The organism is Streptomyces rishiriensis, from assembly GCF_003112535.1.
GTDB lineage: Bacteria > Actinomycetota > Actinomycetes > Streptomycetales > Streptomycetaceae > Streptomyces > Streptomyces rishiriensis.
The window spans coordinates 282345-304885 of sequence record NZ_BEWA01000009.1; the positions used below are offsets into that span (position 1 = coordinate 282345).

Annotated in this window: 12 protein-coding genes; 9 read left to right on the forward strand and 3 right to left on the reverse strand. The window is 73.8% G+C overall.

What is annotated here, in order from left to right; all coding sequences use genetic code 11:
* Positions 1-161: 161 nt before the first annotated feature.
* Both Sri02f_RS17325 and Sri02f_RS17330 read right to left on the reverse strand, forming a co-directional pair.
* A complete protein-coding gene (locus Sri02f_RS17325) occupies positions 162-1856 on the reverse strand; it encodes a PucR family transcriptional regulator (protein WP_109002199.1) in 1695 nt (564 codons plus the stop codon).
* Positions 1857-1981: 125 nt separating this feature from the next.
* The gene (locus Sri02f_RS17330; RefSeq protein ID WP_109002200.1) at positions 1982-4363 is read right to left on the reverse strand and encodes an ATP/GTP-binding protein; all 2382 of its coding nucleotides are present in this window, start codon (positions 4361-4363) and stop codon (positions 1982-1984) included.
* A gap of 251 nt (positions 4364-4614) precedes the next feature.
* Between Sri02f_RS17330 and gabT the strand changes: the two genes are divergently transcribed.
* From gabT to Sri02f_RS17350, 3 genes are all read left to right on the forward strand, one after another.
* Complete coding sequence (gene gabT, locus Sri02f_RS17335; protein ID WP_109002201.1) at positions 4615-5949, forward strand: 4-aminobutyrate--2-oxoglutarate transaminase; 1335 nt, start codon at positions 4615-4617, stop codon at positions 5947-5949.
* A 492-nt stretch (positions 5950-6441) separates the two neighbouring features.
* Positions 6442-7236 carry a phosphatase PAP2 family protein gene (locus Sri02f_RS17345; RefSeq protein WP_109002202.1) on the forward strand — a complete coding sequence of 265 codons (795 nt, stop codon included), beginning with the start codon at positions 6442-6444 and terminating at the stop codon, positions 7234-7236.
* 22 nt (positions 7237-7258) lie between these two features.
* Complete coding sequence (locus tag Sri02f_RS17350) at positions 7259-8704, forward strand: aldehyde dehydrogenase family protein (protein WP_109002203.1); 1446 nt, start codon at positions 7259-7261, stop codon at positions 8702-8704.
* Positions 8705-8812: 108 nt separating this feature from the next.
* On the opposite strand, the gene Sri02f_RS17355 is transcribed toward Sri02f_RS17350, so the two are convergent.
* A complete protein-coding gene (locus Sri02f_RS17355) occupies positions 8813-11671 on the reverse strand; it encodes a glycoside hydrolase family 3 C-terminal domain-containing protein (protein ID WP_109002204.1) in 2859 nt (952 codons plus the stop codon).
* A gap of 364 nt (positions 11672-12035) precedes the next feature.
* On the opposite strand from Sri02f_RS17355, the gene Sri02f_RS17360 reads away from it, so the two are divergent.
* The 6 genes from Sri02f_RS17360 to Sri02f_RS17385 all read left to right on the forward strand — a co-directional run bounded on the left by Sri02f_RS17360 (position 12036) and on the right by Sri02f_RS17385 (position 22502).
* Positions 12036-13736: an extracellular solute-binding protein gene (locus Sri02f_RS17360; RefSeq protein ID WP_109002205.1), complete on the forward strand. Its 1701-nt coding sequence runs from the start codon at positions 12036-12038 to the stop codon at positions 13734-13736.
* A 25-nt stretch (positions 13737-13761) separates the two neighbouring features.
* Positions 13762-14796 carry an ABC transporter permease gene (locus Sri02f_RS17365; protein ID WP_109002206.1) on the forward strand — a complete coding sequence of 345 codons (1035 nt, stop codon included), beginning with the start codon at positions 13762-13764 and terminating at the stop codon, positions 14794-14796.
* Entirely contained in the window at positions 14793-15740 is a 948-nt protein-coding gene (locus Sri02f_RS17370) for a carbohydrate ABC transporter permease (RefSeq protein ID WP_109002207.1), read from the forward strand. Before Sri02f_RS17365 ends, Sri02f_RS17370 begins: the two co-directional genes overlap by 4 nt.
* Positions 15741-16009: 269 nt before the next feature.
* On the forward strand, positions 16010-18223 hold the full coding sequence (locus Sri02f_RS17375; RefSeq protein WP_109002208.1) for a sialidase family protein: 2214 nt from the start codon (positions 16010-16012) through the stop codon (positions 18221-18223).
* Positions 18220-20199 (forward strand): beta-galactosidase, encoded by a 1980-nt coding sequence (locus Sri02f_RS17380; protein ID WP_109002209.1) that lies wholly within the window; start codon positions 18220-18222, stop codon positions 20197-20199. Before Sri02f_RS17375 ends, Sri02f_RS17380 begins: the two co-directional genes overlap by 4 nt.
* Positions 20196-22502, forward strand: coding sequence for a glycosyl hydrolase family 95 catalytic domain-containing protein (locus tag Sri02f_RS17385; protein WP_109002210.1), 2307 nt, complete (start codon positions 20196-20198; stop codon positions 22500-22502). The genes Sri02f_RS17380 and Sri02f_RS17385 overlap by 4 nt, the downstream gene beginning before the upstream one ends.
* Positions 22503-22541 lie beyond the last annotated feature (39 nt).

Below are 22541 nucleotides of genomic sequence, written 5' to 3' on the forward strand. Positions count from 1 at the left end.
CGGACACCCCCGCGGCCGTGGCCGGCCGCGGCGGCTCCCGCCGGTCTCGCGGGCAGGCCGATCGCGAGGGCCCGCGGTCCCGGGGCCGGCGGAGCCGCCCCGAGAGCTTCGCGCGGCCCCGCGGGCGGGGCCGGCCGTGACGGCCCCCGGCGCGCCGGGGCTCAGTCCGCCGACGTCGTCTTCAGGGCCAGCCACAGCTCCATGCGCACGTCCGGGTCGTCCAGGGAGCGTCCGAGGATCTCCTCCACCCGGCGCATGCGGTAGCGCAGGGTGTGGCGGTGGACGCCCAGGTCGGCCGCCGCCGCGTCCCACTGGCCGTGCCGGGACAGCCAGGCCCGCAGGGAGGCCACCAGGTCGCCGCGGCCGGTCGCGTCGTGTTCGCGCAGCGCCCGCAGCAGGCCGTCCGCGAACGCCTTCACCGCGTCGTCGGCGAGCAGCGGCAGCACGGAACCCGCCGCGAGCTGCTCGTGCTCCACGAAGAACCGGCCCCGGCGCCGTGCCACCGACAGCGCCTGTTCCGCCTGTCTGTAGGCCGCAGCCGCCGCGATCGGTCCGGCCGGCGCCGACAGCCCCACGACCGACCCGGGCTCGTCGCCGGTCCCGGGCGCGACGCCGTCGTCCGCCGGCGCGCCCTCCCGCGCCGTCGCGTACCGCTCGCAGGCCGCCGCGGCCGCGCCCCCGTCCCTGACCAGCGCCGTCAGCCGGTCGCCCTCGGGGACCGCGAGCACGGCCTCCCCGGCCCGGGCGGCCGCCGACTCGATCGCCTCGACCAGAGCGCCGAACGGGTCGCCGACCGGCTGGGTCACGGGCGCCGCGCGCGCGTGCGGCCCCTCCGCGGCGCCCGCCGGCCCTCGCGCCGACGTGTCCGGGTGCGTCCGCGAGGCCGACGCCGTCTCGGCGACCACCACCCGGAAGGGGGCGTCGAGCAGATCGCCGTAGAGGTCCCCGGCGACGGCCCGCGCGTGGTCGGGCTCGCCCGCCAGCAGCATGCGCAGGACCGCCGCGCCGATCCGCTGCTGCGCCGCGTGCAGCGGCCGGGAGCGTTCCGTGGTCAGGGTCAGCAGGGCGATGGCCGAGTGGACGGCGTACCGCTCGGCGGTGCCCGGGGCCGACGCGGTGCCGACGGCGAGCGCCGCGCGCGGGCGCCGGCCGGTACCCAGGGAGTGCAGTTCGATCCGGTCGTCGTAACGGTCGTCGTGCTCGGGGCGGTCCGCCGCCCCGCTCCCGACCACCGCCGAGGCGGGCGCCGGCCGCTCCCGCAGCCGCTCCACCTCCGCCGTGAGCCGCGCCGCCCGCCGGCCCGCCCACTCGGGAGCGGCCGCCACCACGGCCCCCGAGGCGTCGTACAGGGCCGCCCACCCGTTCACCTGCGCGGCGAGTGCGCCGAGCAGACCCTGGGGGCCCTCGGTCAGCGCCTGCCTGGTCAGCTCCCGCTGCGCCGCGAACCCGGCCGTCACCGCTCGGTACTGGTCGGCCGCGATCGCCGCCGACACCGCCTTGCTGATGGCGAGGAAGGGCGTGCGCCGCGGCACCTCCAGCAGCGGCAGGCCCTCCTCCTCGGCCGCGTCCACCAGCGCCCCGGGGATCTCCTCGTAATTGACGCCCACGGCGAAGCCCAGCCCGACCACCCCCGCCTTGGCCAGCCGCCGCACATAGCGCCGCATGGCCTGCGGGTCCTCGGCGTCCAGTTTGAGCGCGGTGATCAGCAGCAGCTCCCCGCCCTCCATGTAGGGCACGGGGTCCGCCAGCTCGCTGACGTGCGCCCAGCGCACCGGCACGTCCAGACGGCCCCCGCCCGCCCGGACGGTCAGCTTCAGCGCGGAATGGTGGACGAGCGAGGCGAGCGTGGGAGGCATGGGGCCTTCAGGTCGAGGAGACGAGCGATCGGCGGGGCGGGTGTGGACGAGGTGATCATTTGGCCGCTTCGTATGAAGGGCCTGTGCCGATTCTGCCTCACCGTAAGGGCCCGCGGGACGCCGCTTCAGCCCCGCAGATCCACCAGCAGCGGCGGCGTGTGCTCGCCCCGCACGCTGGTCAGGGACAGCACCGCGTGCCCGGGCGGGACCTCGTGCGCCAGCTGGGACGCCGACCACCGCTCCCGCTCGACCTGGCGCACCGTCACCGCGTCCGTGGTCACCGCGTTCCCGGTCACCAGTTTGCGCAGCGCGTGGATGGCGCGGGTCATCGGCTGGTCGGCGAACACGGTGTGCTTGGCGATCTCCGTGGTCTCCACCCACTCCGTGCCCCAGGTCTGCGCGAACCTGCCGCCGTCCCAGGTGGTGATCCCGGAGAACGCCATCCGGCAGCCGACGGCCCCGTACAGCGGTCCGTGCAGGGCCTCGGGGACGTCGCCGACGCTGCGCAGGGCGAGCACCACGCCCGCGTTCTGCGAGCGCAGCCGCTGCAGCCGGCGCACCGACCCGTCGGTGACGGCCCCCGTGGCGTCGTCCAGGACCAGACAGGCGAAGTGGTCGTGCCGCTCCCGTACGACGGCGTGGAACTGCGCGAGGACCAGCCGGGTGATCAGCCGGGCGGCCTCCTCGTGGCCGCGCTCGGGCAGGTCGATCCGCACCCGGAGCGGATGGTGGGCGACCGCGCGCAGCGAGAAGGTCCGGTGCGCGTCGCCGTCCGCGCCGAAGAACCCCGCGAACGCCGGCCGGCTCAGCAGCGCCAGCCGGTCGGCCAGGGCGCGGCCGGGGTCGCCCGCCGCGCCCGTCTGCCGGAGGCGCGCCTGCAGCTCGCGCCGCATCACCTCGTTCCCTGCCACCGCCTCGCGCAGCGCGGACAGCGCGCCGGGCTCGCCCTCCAGCAGCCCGAGCAGCTCGGTCAGGGCGGGGAAACGCCCGTGCGCGGCGCGGTACGGACCGAGCAGCTGGGCGAGCGCCGTGGCCGCGCCCTGGGCGCTCACCGAGTCGAGGTCGCCGACCAGCGCCTCGGCGAGGACGGCGGCCGCCTCGTCCGGGTCGTCGCAGCCCGCGTACGGGTCCAGGTCGTACACGGACGACGGGTCGCCGATCCGCACGATCACGTCGAAGGCGGTGTCGGAGCCGAGCGGGCCGCCGCCGGGCGAGGACAGCGCGACCACGGCGCACGTCCCGGTCAGCGCCTGCAGGGCCAGCGCCTCGGTCAGCGGCTCGATCAGCGTGCGCGTCTTGCCCGAGCCGGACGGCCCCACCGCCAGCAGCGAGGTGCCCAGCAGGTCCGGGCCGAGCGCGGCGCCCGTGTCGTGATAGGCGAGCGGGGTGCGCTCGGCGGCCACCCAGCGGCCGATGCGCACCTGCCCGGTGAGCAGGTCGTGGCGGGCCGTGCGCCGGGGCAGGTCGCGGTCGCCGGAAGGGTGCGTCCAGGCCGCGCCGCCCTGGCGCAGCACGGTCTCGCGGAAGTCGCCGAGACCCGCGCTCCACGCCTGGCGCACCCGCACGCAGTCCACGTCGTTCATCCGGCCCGCGGCGACCTCACCGGTGAGCAGGTCGGCCGCCTCGTACTGCCCGGCGTCGCGCAGTTCCGGCCACTGCGAGCGGGGCCGCTCGGCCGCGGGCACGCCGTGGTCGGGGCCGGCCCGCCGGGCGGCGAGCCGCTCCTTCGCGTACGGCAGCCAGCCCCCGACCCGTGCGAACGGCCAGACCACCAGCACCGTGATGACGGCGTAAAGGGTGTTCGTGAAGAGGGGAGAGGAGAACAGCTCGTAGCCGCCGGAGATCAGCACGATCAGCGAGAACAGCGGGTCCACGACCGGCAGCGCGTCCCAGCCGACGCCGAAGGCGCCGGGGAAGACGAAGCTCAGCGCGGCGAGCGCGCCCAGCAGGGCGATCAGGGCCCGCGCGGGCTGCGGCCGCCGGCCGACGAAGTGCCGTACGACGTGCGGCCAGCTGCCCAGCCGGCCCATGGCGTACAGCAGAACGGCGAAGAAGACGCCGTCGTAGACCACCCGCGCCTCGGCGCCGTCCATGTTCTTGGGGGAGGCGATCGTGCCGCCCCACCACCAGCTGTCGGGGGTGAACAGCCGCAGCAGGGTGAACTGGTAGGGCAGGGCGCCCCGTCGCCACAGCGACCACAGCACCAGCGCGACCACCAGCGGGACCAGCATGCCGACGACCGTCACCGGAGCGAGCCGCTCCGACGCCCGTTGCGGTTTCGGCAGCCGGTGGCCGAACCGCCAGATCCCCGGCCGGGACACCGGCCGCGCCTCGTCGAGCCAGGCCGCGACGGCGGACGCGGCCCGCGGCGCGTGCTCGGCGGCCGGCGGCACGCCCGGCGCGCGGGCCGGCCGCGGCGGCACCGGGGGCGGCTGTGCGGGCCCCGCCGGGCGCGGCACAGGATTCGCATGCGTACCCCGCGCGTCCTGCGTCCCGTCGCTGTCCATCGACCCTGCCCCCTGACCAGCCGTTCCGTCCGTCATCAGCGAGCCAATCTAACGCGCCCGCAAGGGGAGTTCACCGCTTACGCGGCCGGGCCCGCGGGGACGGTCGCGCTTCGGCACTGTCCATGTCGGACAACCCGTCTCTCCGACACCGCCCACATGGAGCATGCCGACCCCCCGCCCGGGGTCCTAGCCTGCGAGAAAAGAGGGAAAAGCGTCCGCAAAGCCCCGTTCGCAGAACCACAGGAGCCGTCATGACCGCCCTTCCGCAGGAGCGCCGCGTCGTCACCGCCATCCCCGGCCCGAAGTCGCAGGAGCTGCAGGCCCGCCGTACCGCCGCGGTGGCGGCCGGCGTGGGCTCGGTGCTCCCCGTCTTCACCACGCGCGCGGGCGGCGGCATCATCGAGGACGTCGACGGCAACCGTCTGATCGACTTCGGCTCCGGCATCGCGGTGACCTCCGTCGGCGCCTCCGCCGAGGCCGTCGTGCGCCGGGCCACCGCCCAGCTCGCCGACTTCACCCACACCTGTTTCATGGTCACCCCCTACGAGGGCTACGTGGCGGTGGCCGAGGCCCTCGCCGAGCTCACCCCGGGCGACCACGCCAAGAAGTCCGCGCTGTTCAACTCGGGCGCCGAGGCCGTCGAGAACGCCGTCAAGATCGCGCGCGCGTACACCAAGCGCCAGGCCGTCGTCGTCTTCGACCACGGTTACCACGGCCGGACCAACCTCACCATGGCCCTGACGGCGAAGAACATGCCGTACAAGCACGGCTTCGGCCCGTTCGCTCCCGAGGTCTACCGCGTCCCGGTCGCCTACGGCTACCGCTGGCCCACCGGCGCGCAGAACGCCGGCCGCGAGGCCGCCGCGCAGGCCATCGACCAGATCACCAAGCAGGTCGGCGCGGACAACGTGGCCGCGATCATCATCGAGCCGGTGCTCGGCGAGGGCGGCTTCATCGAGCCGGCCAAGGGCTTCCTGCCGGCCATCAGCCAGTTCGCGTCCGACAACGGCATCGTCTTCGTCGCCGACGAGATCCAGTCGGGCTTCTGCCGCACCGGCCAGTGGTTCGCCTGCGAGGACGAGGGCATCGTCCCGGACCTGATCACCACGGCCAAGGGCATCGCGGGCGGGCTGCCGCTCGCCGCCGTGACCGGCCGCGCCGAGATCATGGACGCCGCGCACGCGGGCGGCCTGGGCGGCACCTACGGCGGCAACCCGGTCGCCTGCGCGGGCGCGCTCGGCGCGATCGAGACGATGAAGGAGCTCGACCTCAACGCCCGGGCCAAGCACATCGAGGCCGTCATGAAGGGCCGCCTGACGGCCATGGCCGAGAAGTTCGACGTGATCGGCGACGTCCGCGGGCGCGGCGCGATGATCGCGATCGAGCTGGTCAAGGACCGCACGACGAAGGAGCCGAACGCCGAGGCCACCGCCGCCCTCGCCAAGGCCTGCCACCAGGAGGGCCTGCTGGTCCTGACCTGTGGCACCTACGGCAACGTGCTGCGCTTCCTGCCGCCGCTGGTCATCGGCGACGACCTGCTCGAAGAGGGCCTGGACATCATCGAGCAGGCTTTCGCGCGCATCTGAGCAGGGCCCTCGCACACCTGCCTCCCAGCGCCCGCAGAGGGTGTGAAGAACGTGTGCGAGGAGGATGGCGGGACGGGATACGGGCTGTCGTACGGCCTGCCGCTGCCGTAGGTTCTACCCAGATGAGAGATACACCCCGTCCACAGGGGACTGTGGACGGACGCCGGGCCGGGGCCTCCCCAGCTTCGACCTGGTCGTGCCCTCGCGCACACAACGGGAGCTTCCGGCTTCGGAAATCTCCACACCGATCGGACGGTCGTCCGCCCCAAACCCCCCGGGGCGGCCGACGATCCGGTCCGGACGGCCACCCCGGAACCACCCCCCCTGTTCCGGGGTGGCCGACCTCCTTCTCTGGTGCAGACCACGAAAGCGGACCCCGGACACTGATCCGGGGTCCTTTTCGGTGGCGCCCCTCTTTCGTTCCGGAACGCTTTCGGCCCGTCGTCCTCGCAGGCTCTCCGCCGGCCGGCCGCTGCTGACAAGCTGGGGCCCATGCCGTCCCGCCCGAGCCGCGCTCTCCTCGGCCTCCTGCCGCCCGCCGTCCTCTTCGCGCTGATCACCTGGCAGGTGGCCGCCGCCGGGCCGCTCCTGGGCCCGGACGAGCGCCTCAGCCACGCCCTGGTCCACCCCGGCCGTTCCGGTGAGCTGCTGGCCGACCTGGGGAACGTGCAGGTCGCGCTGCCGGTCCTGGTGCTGGTCGCGGCCTGGACGGCGTGGCGCGGCAGAGGCGCGGGTGACGCGCGGTGGTGGGTCCCGCCCGTCGCCGCCCTGTGTCCGATGGCGCTGGTGCCGCTGATCGTCGTCCCCCTGAAGGAGTGGACCGACCGGCCCGGCACCCCCGCCGTGCCGCCGGCCACCGGGTACTACCCCTCCGGACACACGGCGACGGCGGCCGTCGCCTACGGCTGCGCGGTGCTGGTCCTGCTGCCGTGGCTGCGTACGGCGCTCGCCCGCCGGGCGGCCGTCGCCACGGGCGCGCTCCTCGTCCTGGCCGTCTCCTACGGGCTGGTCCGCCGGGGCTACCACTGGCCGCTGGACGTCGTGGCGAGCTGGTGCCTGAGCGCGGTGCTGCTCGGCGCGCTGCGGCTCTTCCTGGAGCGGGAGCGGGAGCGGGAAAGGGAGCGTGACCAGGAAGGGGACCGGGGGAGCGGGAGGAGGCCCGGCACGGGAGCGGGGCGACCGTGCCAAACCGGCGCACACCCGCCGTCCACCCGTACGACTCGGACAAGCGCTCCGTCGGCGTCCCACCCCTACCGTGGAGCACGCACACCACAGGACACTCCCTAAGCGGAAGGGCCGGGACTCCGATATGACTTCCCTCCACGCCTTCTGGCTCGCCGGCCGCCAGGCCACCGGCGAGGACGGCTTCGACGTCACCTCCCCCTGGGACGGCCGCCTCGTCGCCCGGGTCGGCGTGCCGACGGACGACCAGGTCGAGGAGGCCGTGGCCGCCGCGTACGCCGTGCGGGACGAGTTCGCCGCCACCCCGGCCCATGTGCGCGCCGCCGCCCTCGACCACGTCAGCAGGCGGCTCGTCGAGCGCACCGAGGAGATCGCCCAGCTGATCTCCGCGGAGAACGGCAAGCCCATCAAGTGGGCCCGGGGCGAGGTGGGCCGCGCCGTGTCGGTCTTCCGGTTCGCCGCCGAGGAGGCCCGGCGTTTCAACGGCGGAGAGGCCCAGCGCCTGGACACCGACCTCGGCGGTCAGGGGCGGCTCGCCCTCACCCGGCGCTTCCCCAAGGGCGTCGTGCTCGGCATCGCGCCGTTCAACTTCCCGCTGAACCTGTGCGCCCACAAGGTCGCCCCGGCGATCGCGGCCGGCGTGCCGATCATCCTCAAGCCCGCCCCGGCGACCCCGCTGTCCGGTCTGATCCTCGGCGACCTGCTCGCCGAGACGGACCTGCCGGCCGGCTCCTGGTCGATCCTGCCGGTCGCCAACGACCGCATGCCCGCCCTCGTCCAGGACGAGCGGCTGCCGGTCATCTCCTTCACGGGCTCCGAGCAGGTCGGTTACGCGATCATGGACTCGGTGCCGCGCAAGCACTGCACCCTGGAGCTGGGCGGCAACGGCGCGGCCGTGGTCCTCGCGGACTACGCCGCCGACGCCGACCTCGACTGGGCCGCCGCCCGCATCGCGACCTTCTCCAACTACCAGGGCGGCCAGTCCTGCATCTCGGTGCAGCGGGTCGTCGCGGACGCCGCCGTGTACGACCGGCTGCTGCCGCGCATCGTCGCCGCCGTCGAGGCCCAGGTCACCGGCGACCCCTCCGACGACGCCACGGACGTCGGCCCGCTGGTCAGCGAGGCCGCGGCCGAGCGCGTCGAGGCCTGGGTGGACGAGGCCGTCGCCGCGGGCGCGAAGCTCCTCGCCGGCGGCAAGCGCGACGGCGCCTCCTACGCGCCGACCGTTCTCACCGACGTCCCGTCGGACACCACGATCGCCCGCGAGGAGGTCTTCGGACCGGTGCTCACGGTGCAGCGGGTGAACGGCGAGGCCGAGGCCTTCGCGGCCGTCAACTCCTCCAAGTACGGCCTCCAGGCGGGCGTGTTCACCCACGACCTCCAGGTCGCCTTCCGCGCCCACCGCGCGCTGGAGGTCGGCGGCGTGGTCGTCGGCGACGTGCCCTCGTACCGCGCCGACCAGATGCCGTACGGCGGCGCCAAGCAGTCCGGGGTGGGCCGCGAGGGCGTGAAGTTCGCGATGGACGACTACACCTACGAGCGGGTGCTGGTCCTGACGGGCCTCGCGCTCTAGGCCACGGCACTCCCGTACGTGGGAACCGTTTTCATATAGCCTGCCCGAAGGGGCCCGGCGCCGATGACTTCCGGCGCCGGGCCCCTTCGCGTCGGCCCCCGCGGACCCTCAGCCGTGGAAGGCGACGTGCGCGAGCCGCAGCGGGCCGCGCAGTTGGATGTGCAGATCGCGCACGCCGTCGGCGGCGAACGCGGCCTCGACGCGGACGTAGTCGTACGGACCCGCCGTGGGCGTGCCGAGGGTGAGCACGGTCGGCGCGCCGCCGTCGGACGACAGCCCGACCGTGCCCCGCCCGGCCACCGTGAGCGTCACGCCGGTCGTGCCGGCTGCGAAGTCGCAGGCCCGGTAGACCAGTTCGGCCGTCCCGCCCGCGACCGGCGTCACCGCGTCGCCGGACGTCTTCGTGCGGTCGACGATGTCGCAGCCGCTCTGCTCGTCGAAGTCGACGGCCGCCAGGCCGCCGTCCAAGACCTCGCGCGGGCTCGGCGGCTCGCCTTCGAGCGTGACGGTCCCGCGCAGCCGGACGTCCGCGCTGGACGCGCCGACCAGGAGGTCGTAGGGGCCGGACTCCAGCCGCCACCGGCCGTGCGCCACGTCCCAGAACGCGAAAGCGGACAGCGGGACCTCGAAGGACAGCTCCGTCCGCTCGCCGGGCGCGAGCCGCACCCGGCGGTGGCCGAGCAGCTCGCGGCGCGGTCGGACCACCGACGGCTCGACGGCGCGGGTGTAGAGCTGGGCCACCTCGTCGGCGCTCACCCCGCCGGTGTTGGCGACGGTGAACGCCACGTGCACCGAGCCGCCCTCGACGCGCACCGCCAGGTCGGCGTAGGAGAACGACGCGTACGACAGGCCGTGCCCGAACGGGAAGAGCGGAGCGCCCTCGAAGTACAGGTACGTCTGACGGGCGCCGATCACGTCGTAGTCGAGCAGGTCGGGCAGGTCGGCGTCGTCGGCGTACCAGGTCTGGGGCAGGCGGCCGGCGGGGGAGACGTCGCCGGCGAGGACCCGCGCCAGGGCGTCGCCCGCGGCCTGGCCGCCGTGCGCGGTCCACAGCGCCGCGGACAGCGGTCCCGGCTCGAACGCGTACGGGTACGCCGACACCAGGACCAGCACCGTGCGCCGGTTCGCCGCCCGGGCGGCCGCCAGCAACCGCTCCTGGTGGGCCGGCAGCCGCAGCGTCGTGCGGTCCTCGGTCTCGCGCCCGTTGATGTGCGGGTCGTTGCCCGCCACCACCACGACCACGTCGGCCCCGGCCGCCGCCCGCGCCACGGCGTCCTCGCCCCTCTCGACGAGGACGAGCTCGAAGACCTCGGGATCCGCCCCCGCGACGGCCTCGGGATCCGCCCCGGCAACCTGCACGCCGTCGGCGGCGACACAGACGTGTCGACCCGTGCCCACATGCAGCAGGAGGTGACCGTTTCCGTGCGGTTCGAGGCGGAACGTCTCCTGGACGATCCAGCCGCCGGGCTGGTCGGCGGAGGCGCGCAGCCGGCCGTCCTCGGCCACCGAGAGATAGCGGCCGTCGGGGGCGCGCAGCGTGAGCACGCCCTCGCCCCATTCGACGAGCGCGAGCTCCGTGCCGACGGCGTCCGTGGTCAGCGGCGGGAGGTCGGTGCGGCCGGCCAGGAGCGCCGGGTCGAGCGCCCCCTCGGCGCCGCGCGCCCCGGCCGCGGCCCCGGGGGCGTCGGGGACCTTCAGGAACGTTCCGGCGGAGGTCCGCAACAGCACCCGGTCCACGCCCTCGGCGAACTCGACCCGCTCGGCGCCGAACCGCTCGTACAGCCCTTCCAGCGGAGTGGAGCGGTGGATCAGCGTGCCGCTGTACCAGTCGAGCTTGCACTCGTCGGCGAGCAGGCCGACCACCGCGATCCGGGCGCCGGCGGCCAGCGGCAGCACGCCGTCGTTGCGCAGCAGGACGATCGCCCGCTCGGCGGCCTCCCGGGCGAGGGCGCGATGGGCCGGGCTGTCGAACTCGCCGGCGCCCGCGTGCGGGTCGTGGTGCGGGTCGAACTCGCCCAGCCGGAAGCGGACCGACAGCTGGCGGCGGACCGCCGCGTCCACGTCCGCCTCCGTCAGCAGGCCCTGCTCCAGGGCCCCCTGGACCCGGGCGACGATCTTCGAGCCGTCCGTGCCGTGGTCGGTGAAGCTGTCCACGCCGGCGACGAGCGCGGCCGCCGTCGCCTCCTCGTGGGTGTCGAAGTAGTGCTCGGAGTCCACCAGGTTGGAGGGCGCGCCCGCGTCCGAGCAGACCAGCAGCTCGTCGTCGGTCCACGCGCGCAGGTGCTCGCGCAGGTACGGCGAGACGTGGTTGGGGCGGCCGTTGACCAGGTTGTAGGCGGGCATCACCCCGGCCACCGCGCCCGCCCGCACCGTCTCGTGGAAGGCGCGCAGGTCGTACTCGTGCAGCACGCGCGGGCGGACCGACGACGACGTGACGTCCCGGCCCGTCTCGTTGTTGTGGGCCAGCCAGTGCTTGAGGACCGGGGCCGTGCGCCAGTACGTGGGGTGATCGCCGCGCAGCCCGCGCGTGTAGGCGGTGGCGATGGCCGAGGTGAGCTTCGGGTCCTCGGAGTAACCCTCCTCGTTGCGGCCCCACAGAGGGTGGCGCAGCAGGTTGACGGTGGGCGACCAGACGTTGAGGCCGACCCGTTCGTCGCGGGCGCGCATCGCCCTGACCTCCCGGGACACCGCCTCGCCGACCCGGCGCACGAGGTCCGTGTCCCAGGTCGCGGCCAGCCCCACGGCCTGCGGGAACACCGTCGCCGGGCCCATCCACGCGACGCCGTGCAGTGCTTCCTGTCCGGTGCGGAAGGCGGCGATGCCGAGACGCTCGACGGCGGGCGCGAACTGGTGCAGGAAGGAGGTCTTCTCCTGCGGCGTCAGACGCGACAGCAGGTCGTCGATGCGCTTCGCGAACGGCAGCCGAGGGTCGCGGAACGGCGGCGTGTGCGGCGGAGGTGCGGTCACGGTGGGGATCCCTTTGCACTGGACCGGGAAGGCTCTTTCGAAGCGCTTCGATGCTCATTCGACGAGAGGGCGGGTGTCAAGAGAGCCTCACGCTAATTTCAAGCAGGCCATACTCACACGTCGCTCCTGGCACCTCGGAGGAATCTTGGGAGCGGCCCTTGTGCACCCCCGGGTGTTCACTTAACCTCGCAGCAACATCGAAGCGCTTCGACTGAGCTTGACGCCGTGGGACGTGGTCGGTCGTTGTCGGACGTTCTCGGACGTCGTCGGTCGAAGGATCGCTTCAGCCCAGCCAGTTCCACTCGAGACACCGCAGCCGACGGCCCCCGCCGGGTGTCCTGGTGCGCCATGAAGGGTTGACGCAATGACGCCGAACGCCGCTTCCCCCTCTTCAGGTCCTTCCGGGCCCAGCCGGAGAAGCTTCCTCGCCTCCACGGCGGTCGCCACCGCAGCGGTGGCGGGAGGGATGCCGTTGCTGGCCGCCTGCGGCGGCTCGGACAGCGGCTCGCGCGACGGCACCACGTCGGGCAAGGACGCGAAGAAGATCCTCCCGGCGTTCGTGGCGAGCAACGTGGTGACGCCGGACATCCCGGCCAGGAACGGCTCGGCCATCGGTTTCACCGCCAAGCTCGACCTCGCCACGCTCAAGACCTCCGTGCCCGAGAAACTCGGCAAGGGCGGCAAGGTCACCGTGATGTCGCCGTTCTGGGGCTCCCCGCCCAAGGCCGACAACGCCTACTACCAGGGGATGAACTCCCTCATCGGCGTCGACGTCGCCTGGCAGAACCAGGACGGCAACACCTACGACCAGAAACTCGGCGCGGTCCTCGCCTCCAGCGACGTGCCGGACGTCGTGGTCGTCCCCGGCTGGAACATGACCGGCCGGATACCCAGCGCGATCATCAGCAAGTTCGCCGACCTCGGCCCCTACCTCTCCGGGGACGCCGTCAAGGAGTACCCGAACCTCGCCGCGATCCCCACGGACGCCTGGCAGCGGTCCATCTTCGGCGGGAAGCTGCTCGGCCTGCCGCAGCCCTCGCCGTACGTGACCGGCATCGTGCCGCTGTACCGCAAGGACGTCTTCGACAAGAAGGGGTACACCGTCCCGCGCTCCGCGGACGAGTTCATGGCGCTGGCCAAGGAGATCACCGACGCCAAGGCCAAGCGGTGGGCCTGCCTGGACATGAAGTGGACCGCCTGGCAGATGTTCGGGGTGCTCTCCGGGAGCGAGAAGCCGCTCGGCTGGAACCTGGTCGACGGCAAGCTCGTCAACCGCGTCGAGACCGACGAGTACCTGGAAGCGCTGGAGTGGACCCGCAAGCTCTTCGCCGCCGGGGTCGTGCACCCCGACGCCGAGCTGGGCAAGACGGCCCCCGACCCCGGACCCAAGTTCGCGGCCGGCGAGTTCCTGATCTACGCCAACAACATCAGCCAGTGGTGGGGCCGCACCGCCGAACAGGCAACCCAGAACCCCGAGTTCAGGATCTGGGGCATGGACGTCTTCGCGCACGACGGCGGCGACCCCCATCTCTGGGCCGAACAGCCCGCCGGCATCTTCGCCTTCGTCAACAAGAAGGCCTCCGAGTCGGTCATCCGTGACGTGCTGGCCGTCGCCAACGTCACCGCCGCTCCGTACGGCACCAAGGAGTACATGATGACCAACTACGGTGTGGAGGGCACCCACTACACCGTCAAGGACGGCGTCCCGGTCAAGACCGACAAGGGCAACAACGAGGTGCTGAACGCGTACGTCATGGTCGCGAGCCCCGCCGCCACCATCGCGCACCCCGACTTCCCCGCGGTCGCCAAGGCGCAGGTCGAGTGGCAGCAGCACGCGGGCGCCTTCACCAAGAAGTCCTCCTTCTACGGCATGCAGATCACGGAGCCGGCCCGGTACACCAACCTCTCCGACGGCTTCGAGCAGCTCGAGGACGACATCACCCGCGGCCGCAAGAAGATCAGCGACATGCAGCAGGCCGTCTCCGACTGGAAGAGCAAGGGCGGAGACAAGCTGCGCGACTGGTACAAGAAGCTGCTCGACGACAACGGCACGGCGGCGAGCTGACCGGCGGCGAGGCGAGGAGAACGCCGTGGCCCACAGCACGGTGCCTCGGAGCGAGGCCGAGGCGGACGAGACGGCGAACACACCGGCGGCGCCCGGCGGCGAGGCGGCCGCCCGGCGAAAGCCGCCCTCGGGGAGACTGAGCCTGCGTGTGAGGTTCAGACGCGACCGGGTCCTGCTGCTGATGACCCTGCCGGCCCTCCTCCTCGTCCTGGTCTTCAGCTACGTGCCGATCCTCGGCAACGTCGTCGCCTTCCAGGACTACGACCCCTACGTCAGCGACAACGGGATCGTCTCGATCCTGCACAGCCCCTGGGTCGGCTTCGACAACTTCCAGCGGATCTTCGCGGACTCGGCGTTCTGGGGCGCGGTCCGCAACACCCTGGTGCTGTTCGGCCTCCAGCTGGTGCTGTACTTCCCCATCCCGATCATGCTCGCGCTGCTCATCAACAGCGTGGTCAGACCGAAGGTGCGGGCCCTCTCCCAGGCGATCCTCTATCTGCCCCACTTCTTCTCCTGGGTCCTGGTCATCGCCGTCTTCCAGCAGTTGTTCGGCGGCGCCGGCCTGCTCTCCCAACTGCTGCGGCAGCACGGCTACGACGGCCTCGACATCATGACCGACCCCGCGACGTTCAAGTTCCTGATCACCGCGGAGAGCGTGTGGAAGGACGCGGGGTGGGGGATCATCGTCTTCCTCGCGGCCCTGGCCTCCGTCCCGACCGACCTGTACGAGGCCGCGGCGATGGACGGCGCCGGCCGCTGGCGCCGCATGTGGCACGTGACGCTCCCGGCCCTGCGCCCGGTGATCGCGCTGCTGCTGGTGCTGAGGGTCGGCGACGCGCTGACGGTCGGGTTCGAACAGATCCTGCTGCAACGCGACGCGGTGGGACCGGGCGCGTCCGAGGTCCTCGACACCTTCGTCTGGTGGAACGGTGTGCGCAACCAGGACTTCGGCTACGCGGCCGCCGCAGGTCTGGTCAAGGGCGTCGTCAGCCTCGGGCTGGTCCTCGCCGCGAACAAGGCGGCCCATCTCATGGGCGAGCAGGGGGTGTACAAGAAGTGAGCGCGACACTGCACAAGCCGGCCCACGAACCGGCCGGCACGGGCGGGTTGTGGGCCGCGCCGCCCCGGCCGTCCTGGGAGGAGGAGCCCGGCAGGGCGGGCCTCGCGGGCAAGGGCCTCGTCCTGTCGCTGGCCTGCCTGGGGATCCTCTTCCCCATCTGGATCGTGGTCGTCACCAGCCTCTCGTCCCGCAGGACGATCGACGAGGCCGGCGGCCTGGTGATGATCCCCAAGGGCGTCACCTTCGTCGCCTACCAGGAGCTGCTGAGCGGCGGCCAGGTGACCCGGGCGGCGGTGATCAGCGTCCTGATCACGCTGGTCGGCACGCTCTTCTCGATGGCGGTGTCGGTGCTGTGCGCCTACGGCCTCTCCCGCACCGGGTCGCTGGGCCACCGCTGGCTGCTCCTGGCCCTGCTCGCCACGATGTTCTTCAGCGCCGGTCTCATCCCGACGTACCTGCTGGTGCAGTCGCTCGGCCTGACGGACAGCTATCTCGCGCTGATCCTGCCGAGCGCGCTCAGCGTCTTCAACATCCTGGTCCTGCGCGGCTTCTTCATGGGGATCTCGCAGGAACTCGTCGACAGCGCCCGCATCGACGGGGCCGGCGACTTCCGGATCCTGTGGCAGATCGTCATGCCGCTGTCGCGAGCGGTCCTCGCGGTGATCACCCTGTTCTACGCCGTCGGGTACTGGAGCGCGTGGTTCAACGCCTCCCTCTACCTGAACGACCAGGACATGATGCCGCTGCAGAACGTGATGATCCAGCTCGTGCAGAAGCAGGAGGCGCCGGTCGGCCTCGGCCAGGCCATCAAGACCGGTCAGCTCTCCGGGCTGGCCGTCCAGATGGCGGTGATGGTGATGGCCCTGCTGCCGGTCGCGGTGCTCTCGCCGTTCGTCCAGAAGCACTTCAAGAAGGGGATGCTGACGGGGGCGGTCAAGGGGTAGCGCCCCGGCCGGGCGCCCCCTTCGCCGGGCAGCACCGTAGGCCCTCCAGGCCGGGGCCGACCCGCCGGCGGCCGGGGCCTCGCCCCCCGCCCCGCGCGACCGCGCACCGACCCGGCCCCGCGCCCCCGGGCGACGGCCGGTCACCGCTGCCCGCACGGCTGCGGGCAGCGAGCCCCGTGGCGGCGCGCCGCCACGCGCGCGCGCGAGCGTCCCGCCTCCCCCCACGGCAACCCACGTCCCCGCCCCCCTCACCCCCCCCGAGGTACCCCATGCACGCGTCCCGCCGTACGGTCCTCGCCGGCGCAGCCACCGCCGCCGCGCTCACCGCCCTGCCCGCCCTGCAGGACAACGCCCACGCCGCGCAGACGGGTGCCGGGCCCGCCCCCGCCTACCGGTGGCGCGACGTCGTCGTCGGCGGTGGCGGGTTCGTCACCGGAGTCCTCTTCCACCCCGCCGTCCGCGGTCTCGCCTACGCCCGCACCGACATCGGCGGCGCCTACCGCTGGGACGACCGATCCGCCCGCTGGACGCCCCTGACCGACCATCTCGGCTGGGACGACTGGAACCTGCTCGGCGTCGAGGCCCTCGCCGTCGATCCCGCCCACCCGGACCGGCTCTACCTCGCGCTCGGCGCCTACGCCCAGTCCTGGGCCGGCAACGGCGCGGTCCTGCGCTCCGAGGACCGCGGCGCCACCTGGTCCCGCACCGACCTCCCCGTGCGCCTGGGCGGCAACGAGGACGGCCGGGGCGCCGGGGAGCGGCTGCTGGTCGACCCGCGCGACAGCGACACCCTGTGGCTGGGGACACGGCACGACGGACTGCTCAGGTCGACCGACCGCGGCGCCACCTGGGCGGCCGCCGGCGGGTTCCCGGCGACCCCCGTCGCCGGCGGACAGGGCGTCACGCTGCTCGTCGCCGCCGGGCGCGCGCTCTACGCCGGCTGGGGCGACTCCGACGGGACCGCGCCCCACCTGTACCGCACGACCGACGGCAGCACCTGGCACGCCGTCCCCGGACAGCCCTCCGGAGCCTCGGCGAAGGTGCCCATCCGCGCCGCTCACGACGGCCGCGCCCACGAGCTGTACGTGACGTACGCCGACGCCCCCGGCCCCAACGGCCAGTCCGACGGCAGCGTGCACAAGCTGGCCACGGCGAGCGGCAGATGGACGGACGTCACCCCGGTGAAGCCCGGCGGGACGACGGCCGAGGGGGGCGCGGACACCTTCGGCTACGGCGGCGTCGCCGTGGACGCCCGCCGCCCCGGCGTGGCCGTCGTGTCCACCAACAACCGCTGGGCGGCCGTCGACACCCTGTACCGGACCACGGACGGCGGCCGCACCTGGACCTCCCTCAAGGACTCGGCCGTCCTCGACGTGTCCGAGACGCCGTTCCTCACCTTCGGCGCCGACGAGCCCAAGTTCGGCTGGTGGATCCAGGCCGTCGCCGTCGACCCCTACGACGCGCACCACATCGTCTACGGCACCGGCGCCACGTTGTACGGCACCCGGGACCTGAAGCACTGGGCCCCGCAGATCCGGGGTCTGGAGGAGACCTCCGTACGGCAGCTGATCTCTCCCCCGGCCGGACGGGCCCACCTGATCAGCGGTCTCGGGGACCTCGGCGTGATGTACCACGACCGGCTCACCGCCTCGCCGTCGCGGGGCATGGCGGCCGACCCCGTGTTCGGGACGGCGACGGGACTCGCCCAGGCCGCGGCCTGGCCGTCGTACGTCGTGCGCACCGGGTTCGGCGACCACGGCAACGGCGCCCGGTCGCACGACGGCGGCAGGACCTGGACCCCCTTCGCCGCCCAGCCCATTCTCGCCAAGGACGCCACCGGACCGATCGCCGTCACCGCCGACGGCGGCGTGCTGCTGTGGACTTTCGTGCACGGGGACGGCGCCGGGTACCCCGCCCAGCGCTCCACCGACGACGGGGCGACCTGGTCCGAGGTTCCCACCTTCCCCGAGGGCGCCACCCCGCTCGCCGACCCGGTCGACCCGACGCGCCTCTACGCCTACGACACCGACACCGGAACCCTGTTCGCGAGCACGGACGGCGGGCTCACCTTCACCGGCCGGGCCGGCGGACTGCCCTCCGGCGACAGCCAGTTCCAGCTGGCCGCCGTCCCGGGGCGCTCCGGCGACCTGTGGCTGAGCGCCAAGGGGAACGGCCTGTACCGGTCCACCGACGGCGGCGCGAGCTTCACGAAGGTCGACAGCTGCCGGGCCGCGTACACCGTCGCCTTCGGCCGGGGCGCCGAGGGCGCCGGCCGTCCGGCGGTCTACCTGGTCGGCTCCACGGAGACGATCACCGCCGTGTACCGCTCCGACGACGGCGCGAGGACCTGGACGCGGATCAACGACGACCGGCACCAGTGGGGCTGGATCGGCGCGACCCTCGCCGCCGACCCGCGCGTCCACGGCCGGGTGTACATCGCCACCAACGGCCGGGGCATCCAGTACGGGGAGCCCGTCCGATGACCGCCGCCGACCGCCCCGGCCTCGCCGACGCCACCCGCGGCCGCATCCTCTTCGGCGGCGACTACAACCCCGAGCAGTGGCCCGAGGAGACCTGGCACGAGGACGTCCGGCTCATGCGGGAGGCCGGCGTCAACTCCGTCACCCTCGGCGTCTTCTCCTGGGCCCGGCTCGAACCGGAGCCCGGGGCGAGGGACTTCGGCTGGCTCGACACGCTGATGGACCTGATGCACGCGAACGGCATCGGGGTCGTGCTCGCCACCCCGACCTCCGCCCCGCCCCCCTGGCTCGGCCGGCTCCACCCCGACACCCTGCCCCGCGACGAGAACGGCGACGTCGAGTGGTGGGGCGGCCGCCAGCACTTCTCGCACTCCAGCACCGCCTACCGGCGTCACGCCGCGGCCATCACCGAGGACCTCGCGGCCCGCTACGCCGGCCATCCCGCCCTCACGATGTGGCACATCAACAACGAGTACTGCACCGCCGACCACGGCGACGAGGCGGCCGCCGCCTTCCGCCGCTGGCTGCGCGACAGGTACGGCACCCTCGACGCCCTCAACACCGCCTGGGGCACGGCCTTCTGGAGCCAGGGCTACGACAGCTGGGACGGCGTCCTGCCCGCCCGCCGCACCCACTACCTGAAGAACCCCGCCCAGGTGCTGGACTTCCGGCGCTTCACCTCCGACATGCTCCTGGAGTGCTACCTCGCCGAGCGGGACATCGTCGCCCGGCACACCCCGCACATCCCGGTCACCACCAACTTCATGCCGCTCTTCGCCGGCCAGGACGCCTGGCGCTGGGCCGAGGAGGAGGACGTCGTCTCCGTCGACCTCTACCCCGACCCCCGCGACCCGCTGGGCGCCCAGCACGCCGCGCTGGTCCAGGACCTCACCCGCTCCCAGGCCCGCGGCCCCTGGATGCTGATGGAACAGGCGGCGGGGCCCGTCAACTGGCGCGGGGCGAACCACCCCAAACCGCGCGGCCTCAACCGCCTCTGGTCCCTGCAGGCCGTGGCCCGCGGCGCGGACGCCGTCTGCTACTTCCAGTGGCGGCAGTCCCGGCAGGGCGCCGAGAAGTTCCACTCCGGGATGGTCGGCCACGCTGGGGAGCGGGGCCGCACCTTCCAGGAGGTCAAGCAGCTCGGCGGTGAACTGGCGCGCATCGGGGCTGAAGTGACGGGTGGTCATATCACTGCGGACATCGCGATCCTGCACGACTGGCACGCCTGGTGGGCCGGCGCCCAGGACGGCCGGCCCTCCGTGCACGTCGACCACGCGGCCGTCCTGCACGCCTGGCACCGCGCCCTGTGGGAGGCCGGCCTCGCCACCGACTTCGCCCACCCCGAACACGACCTCACCCGCTACCGGCTGATCGTCGTCCCGCAGCTCTACGCGATGACGGACGCCGCGATCGACAACCTCCTCGCCCATGTCCGCGGCGGCGGCTCCCTGGTGGCCGGCTTCCTGACCGGCGTGGCCGACGAGGACGACCGGATCCGCCCCGGAGGCATGGACGCCCGGCTGCGCGAGCTGTTCGGCATCCGCGTCCTGCACGAGTGGTGGCCGCTGGAGCCCGGGGAGCGGGTCGCGACCGACGGGTTCGACGCGACCCTGTGGTCGGAGGAGCTCGAAGCCGACGAGGACGCCGTGGAGAGCGCCTACAAGGGCGGCGAGCTCGACCGGCTGCCCGCCGTCCTGCGCAAGGGCCGTGCCTGGTACGTCTCCACCCTCCCCGAACCCGAGGCCCTGCGGGACCTCCTCGCGCGGGTCGCCGCCGGCGCGGGCGTGCGGCCCGTCCTCGACGGCCTGCCGCCGGGCGTGGAGGCCGTGCGCCGGGGCGACCTGCTGTTCCTGCTCCACCACGGCCGCGAACCGGTCACCGTCGAGCTGCCCGGCGCCCACCACGACCTGCTCAGCGGGACCACCGTCACCGACGAGATCACGCTGGGCCGCTACGGGGCGGCGGTGCTGCGCTCATGACCGACGCCTCCCCGCACCCCGCCCACGCCCGCCCCGCCCGCCCGGACGCCGACCGGCCGCCCTTCGCCGGTCCTGGTCCGCACCGCCCCGGCGTCGACGGCCCCCTTCACGGCACGCACGAGCACCGGCCCGCCCAGCGCTGGGAGGACGCCTTCCTCAGCGGCAACGGCCGGCACGGCGCCCTCGTGTTCGGCGACCCCCACGACGACCGCGTCGTCGTCACCCACCACACGCTGGTCCGCCCCAACGGCGCCGAACACGCCCGGCCGCCCGAGCTGGCCGGTGAACTGGCGGCGGTGCAGGACAGGTTGCTCGCCGGCGACCGGGCCGCCGCCGAGGACTTCACCGACCACCGGCCGCTGCAGTGGGTCCAGCCCTTCCACCCGGCCTTCCAGCTGCGGCTGAGCGCGGCGCCCTCCGGCGAACCGGGCGACTGCCGCGACCACCTGCGCTCCGTCGACTTCACCACCGGCGAGACCACGGCGAGCTGCGCCGACGGCGCCGGCCGGCTCTTCGTCTCCCGCGCCGACGACGTGATCGTCCAGCATTTCACCGGCCCCGACCTGGAGGTCCGCCTGGACCACCGGCTGCCCGGCGCGCCCGCCGGCCTCGCCGTGGGCCAGGGAGCCGTCCTCACCCCGGACGGCGCGCTGCTCACCCTGCGGGCCCGCTACCCGGACAGCGACCGCGGCTACACGGGCGTCACACTCGTCGTCGCCACCGGCGGCCGCACCACGCTCCGGCTCCCCGGCGTGGCCGTCTCCGGCGCCGAGTCGGTGCTGCTGCTCACCCGCGTGCGCCGGCACCGCGGCGAACCGGACGTCGCCCGGGAACAGCGGGCCCTGGCCGATCTGCCGCACTCCTACGACGAGCTGCTCGCCCGGCACCTCGCGCTGCACCGCACCGCCTACCAGCGGGTCGTCCTCGACCTGCACGCCGACCCGGGCGAGCGCCTCCTGCCCGGCAGCGAGCTGCTGGCACGCCCCCGGAGCCCGGCTCTGCTGGAGCGCCTCTTCGCCGCCGGCCGCTACCACCTGCTGTCGTCCAGCGGGCTCAACCCGCCCCGGCTGACCGGCCTGTGGACCGGCGACTGGGACACGGCCTGGTCCGGGGCGTTCACCAACGACGCCAACCTCAACCTCCAGACCTCCTCCGCCCCGGCCGCCGCACTCCCCGAAGTCACCGACGCCCTGGCCGGTCTGATCCACCGCCAGCTCGACGACTGGCGCGAGAACGCCCGCGCGGTCTTCGGCGCCCGGGGCGCGGTCGCGCCCGCGCACAGCGACGGCGAGTCCGGGCTGGCCTACCACTTCAGCCGGGAGTACCCGCTGCACCTGTGGACGGCCGGCGCGGACTGGCTGCTCAAGCCGCTCGTCGACCACGACGAGACCCGCGGCGAACGCGATCCGCGCACCGCCGCCGCCCTCGCCGAGACCGCCCTCTTCTACGAGGACTTCCTCACCCGCACCGACCCCGGCCACCCGGACGGCCGGCTCGTCGTCGTGCCCTCCTACTCGCCCGAGAACCGCCCGGAGGGCGGGAGCTGGGGCGCCCTCAACGCGGCCATGGACCTCTCCGCGGCCCGGCACGCGCTGCTCACCGCCGCCGCGTACCACCCGCACCGCCCCGAGCGGGCCGCCCGCTGGCGCGCCCTCGCCGACCGGCTCCCGCCGCACCGCGTGAACGCCGACGGCGCCCTCGCCGAATGGGCCCGGCCCGGCCTCGGCGACCGCTACGACCACCGTCACCTCAGCCACCTCTACGGGGTCTGGCCGCTCGACGAGATCAACCCCTACGACACCCCCGGCCCGGCCGCCGCCGCGCACCGCGCGCTGGAACTGCGCGGCGCCGAGAACGACTCCGCGCACGGCCACCTCCACCACGCCCTGATCGCGGCGCGGCTGCGCGACGGCCACCGGGTCGCCCGCGCGCTCGACTCCGTGCTGGGCGGCGACTTCTTCCACGCCTCCCTGATGAGCTCCCACTATCCGGGCCGCGACGTCTACAACGCCGACGCCGCGCACACCCTGCCCGCGGTGCTCATCGAGGCGCTCGTCCAGTCGACCCCCCACCGGCTGGTCCTGCTGCCCGCCCCCGTCCCCGCCCTGGGCGAGGGCGAACTGCGGGGCGTGCGCACCCGGTTCGGCGCCGAGCTCGACCTGTCCTGGGGTCCGACGGGCACCCGGGCCGTCCTCAGACCGCACCGCAGCCACCGCATAGAAGTCCGGACTTCCTCCGGCGACGCCCACTCGCTCGACCTGGTCGCCGGAGAAGACCACGTCCTCACCCCGGGGACGTGGTGACCCCCACAGAAAACGCACATCCCCCCACCCATGGAAGGG

Excerpts from the sequence above, each read along its gene's own strand:
- Sri02f_RS17325 (WP_109002199.1), bottom strand. The coding sequence starts at position 1,856 with ATGCCTCCCACGCTCGCCTCGCTCGTCCACCATTCCGCGCTGAAGCTG.
- Sri02f_RS17330 (WP_109002200.1), bottom strand. The coding sequence starts at position 4,363 with ATGGACAGCGACGGGACGCAGGACGCGCGGGGTACGCATGCGAATCCT.
- gabT (WP_109002201.1), top strand. The coding sequence starts at position 4,615 with ATGACCGCCCTTCCGCAGGAGCGCCGCGTCGTCACCGCCATCCCCGGC.
- Sri02f_RS17345 (WP_109002202.1), top strand. The coding sequence starts at position 6,442 with ATGCCGTCCCGCCCGAGCCGCGCTCTCCTCGGCCTCCTGCCGCCCGCC.
- Sri02f_RS17350 (WP_109002203.1), top strand. The coding sequence starts at position 7,259 with ATGACTTCCCTCCACGCCTTCTGGCTCGCCGGCCGCCAGGCCACCGGC.
- Sri02f_RS17360 (WP_109002205.1), top strand. The coding sequence starts at position 12,036 with ATGACGCCGAACGCCGCTTCCCCCTCTTCAGGTCCTTCCGGGCCCAGC.
- Sri02f_RS17375 (WP_109002208.1), top strand. The coding sequence starts at position 16,010 with ATGCACGCGTCCCGCCGTACGGTCCTCGCCGGCGCAGCCACCGCCGCC.
- Sri02f_RS17380 (WP_109002209.1), top strand. The coding sequence starts at position 18,220 with ATGACCGCCGCCGACCGCCCCGGCCTCGCCGACGCCACCCGCGGCCGC.
- Sri02f_RS17385 (WP_109002210.1), top strand. The coding sequence starts at position 20,196 with ATGACCGACGCCTCCCCGCACCCCGCCCACGCCCGCCCCGCCCGCCCG.